2 protein-coding genes are annotated in these 3,229 nt (G+C 72.0%); both read right to left on the bottom strand.

Annotation, left to right across the window (positions count from 1 at the left end; translation table 11 throughout):
• Window positions 1-95: 95 nt before the first annotated feature.
• Complete coding sequence (locus FNQ90_RS17330) at window positions 96-1,439, bottom strand: M14 family metallopeptidase (protein ID WP_182607217.1); 1,344 nt, start codon at window positions 1,437-1,439, stop codon at window positions 96-98.
• Window positions 1,440-1,872: 433 nt separating this feature from the next.
• Window positions 1,873-3,108 carry a damage-control phosphatase ARMT1 family protein gene (locus FNQ90_RS17335; RefSeq protein WP_323380025.1) on the bottom strand — a complete coding sequence of 412 codons (1,236 nt, stop codon included), beginning with the start codon at window positions 3,106-3,108 and terminating at the stop codon, window positions 1,873-1,875.
• Window positions 3,109-3,229: the final 121 nt, after the last annotated feature.

Consider the following 3,229-nt stretch of genomic DNA (forward strand, 5'->3'; position numbering starts at 1 on the left):
TCATCGCCCCCTCCGTCCCACCGCTCGGCCGGTGTCCCTCCCGGTGGGGCGGGGGAACACCGGCCGAGCGGTGGGACGGAGGGGGCGATGAGGGGTCAGGTGGTGCAGAGCTGCGGCTTGCCGATGGAGCGGTACATGCAGTCGGCGTTCTCCAGCAGGATCAGCACGGCCTCACGGTTGCGCGCGGTCTCCCGGTCGATCACGCTGCCCGGCGGATAGAAACCGCCCTGGCTCGCCGTCCGCGGGTACATCTCGAAGGTGTAGGACCAGATGCCCTGGTCACCCCACATCCAGTCGTTGATGCTGCCGTCGGTGATGTACAGGTCGCTGGACTGCTGCGGCCGGTAGCCGTTGCTCGCGGCCATCTGACGGCCCACCGTGGAGAACACGTTGTGCTGGTCCTGGTTCAGGCCCGGGGCGGTGTCGTTGTAGGTGTAGCCGAAGGGCCACAGGACCAACTCGCTGTAGGTGTGGAAGTCGATGTGCGCGGTGATCTGCTGTCGACCCCCGATCACCCGGCTGCGCACGAAGTTGGTCAGCACCCGGGTCTCGGGGGCGGACTCGGCGCTCGGGCCCCGATAGGTGTCACTGGCAGGGTTGGACGAGGATCCGCCGCAGCACCCCCACCGGTAGGCGAAGTTCCGGTTGATGTCGGTGCCGATGGCGGTGGAGCCGGAGTTGGGCTGCCGGTTCTTGCGCCAGTTCCGGAAGGTGCCGGAGTCCTGGTCCCAGACCTTCCCGTCGGGGTTGAGGCTCGGGATGATCCAGATCTCGCGGGTGTTCATCATGTTCGTGATGCGCGAGTCCCGCCCGTACCCGGTGGCGAACTCGTTCATCAGGTAGAGCGCCATCTCGGTGGTCAGGTGCTCGCGGGCGTGCATGTTGTGGCTGAACAGCACCTCCGGGCGGTTCTGGTCGACCCGGGCGTTGTTGCTCATCCTGACCGCGATGATGTCGCGGCCCTGGTGCGAGCGGCCGATGACCTGTCGGTGCATCAGGTTCGGGTATTGGGAGACCAGCGAGTTCACCGTCGCCGTCATCTGGGCGTGGCTGGTGTACTGCGAGGGCGTGGAGGCGACGGAGAAGTCGCCCCCGGAGTCGTCCCGGGCAAGGGCCCCGGGCACGGCCCCCGGGATCTCCTCCAGCAGGTAGCCCATGCTCCGCAGCCGCTTGGCCTGCGCCTTGTCGGCGGTGATGGTGACCGAGTGGTCGTCCACCGCGTCGATGGAGACGTCGTGGGCGGCGAGGACCGAGCGCTGGGCGGCGGACGAGACGCCGCGCACCTCGTAGGTGCCGGGAATCTCCTCGGCCGAGGCCCGGGCGCCGTTGGCGCCGTTGGGGGAGGCGGCGCCGGCCTGGGCCCCGAGGGTCAGGGCCAGGGCCAGCGACAGGACGGCGGCGGCGGTGGCGGTGAAGCGGCCGCGCAGGGGTGTTCGCATCGCATCTCCGGGGGTGTCCAGTGCGACGGGTGGGGGGACGCGCGTCGATGTCGCGCGGGGCACATCGTGGCCGAGTGGCATGCACCGGTCAAGGATGCGAATCCAGCCGTCACGGAGCCCCGAAAGCCCTCCCCGCCGGTGGTGTTATCGCCGGTTTGCGCCGCATTCGACGTCGTCCCGCCGTGGTTTACCCGCCGGTCCGACACGGGGGTGGGGCCGCGGCCGGTTCCGGTCGCGACAGGTCGCCCGGGCGCTCCCGGCCCCCCTCGGGACCGGGACCCACCCGGGGGCACGACGGTCGTGCCCCCACCCCGTCACCGGGGCGACCGGGGACCCTCCCCCCGAGGGACGGGACACGACGCGGACCGGGGGAGAGCCGGGGCCGCGGAGAGGCCCGCCGCACCCGACCCGCGTCGCCGCCGGCCCCCTGCGATCACCCGCCGGCGGTCTGGACGACGGCGTGGGCGCCGGAGATCCGCCAGTCGTCCTCCGTGGCGGTCAGCCGGTTCACCGTCCCGGCCGGCAACCCCGTCACCACGTCCGACCCCAACAGCCGCAGCGCCACCACCGGTGAGGGGAAGTGCGCCGCCAGCGGTGCGAAAGGAGTGGTCGCCGGCCACAGCCGGTCCCCGACCAGCCGACGGTAGTTCAGATCCCCCTTGAGCAGGGACACCGTGCATCCGGCCAACTCGTTCCGCAGGTCGGTCGGCATCTCCGCGAAGGTCAACGGCGCGCAGAAGAACGGGTGCGCGGAGAGCCTCAACCGGTCGGTGCCGATCGCCTCCCACAGCCGCTCCCCGATCCCCGCCGTGCGCCCCGGCCCGAAGGACAGCCGCCGCACGCCGTGCATCACGTCGGCGAGCACCGCGTCCGAGACGTGGTGGGGCGCCGGCTTCACGTGCAGCACCACCCGGTCGGCCAGGCCGTGCACCAAAAGGTGGTCGATCACCGCCAGGTCGGCGATCAGCTCCCGGCCGCTGTGGCCCGCGATCACCGAGACCGTCCCGGGCCCCTCCGGCCCCGGTTCCAGCAGATCACGCGCGGCGGTGACCTCGTCCACCACCAGGGTGGCCCGGCACTCCCCGGGGCCGCCCCCGGAGACCGTCTCGAAGCCGGGGTCGGCCCGGTTGCCCGGCAGGGAGGTGAGCAGGAGGGCCCGCAGCCGTTCCTCCGCCGGCAGGGCCCCCAGGTCGTGGAGGGCCACCAGCAGGAGATCCACGCCCTCGCTCCGCAACTCGGCGTGCTTGACCGGCGCGAAGGGATCCAGCCCGCGCCACGGCCCGGGACCGAAGTACGAGACGGCCTCCAGCAGCCGCCGGTGGAAGAAGCTCTCCGCCCACAGGAACGGCACGTCCAACCAACGGCGGCCGTGGTGCGGGTACCCCCACTCCGCCCACCGCCCGTGGTCGTGCGCCTCCTCCGGCAGGGGGGTGATGTCCCCGCCGTCGATCTCGTTCAGCAGGGCGTCCAGCGCCCGCTGCTGCTCCGCGCCGTAGGGGAAGGATCTGCGCACCCGGTCGATCAGCGCCGGGTGGCGCTCCTCCAGAACGCTCCGGGGGAACGACCCGGGGATGTTGCCCCGGATCACCGGCGCCTCGTCGTCCGCCACGGGGCGTTCGCCGACACCGGAGGTGCCGTGCCCGCCGTCGGGGGTGAGTGCTGCGTTCACGCGGCCGAGTCCTTCCCTGGTGTGTCCCTCGCACCGGCCGGCCGGACTCCCCGGGGAGCCCGGATGCGGTGCCCATCGGTGGGTTCTCCCGGACGATCCCGTGGGTTCTCCCGGACGATCC

Origin of the sequence: Streptomyces alkaliphilus (genome assembly GCF_014141535.1) — a bacterium.
GTDB lineage: Bacteria > Actinomycetota > Actinomycetes > Streptomycetales > Streptomycetaceae > Streptomyces > Streptomyces alkaliphilus.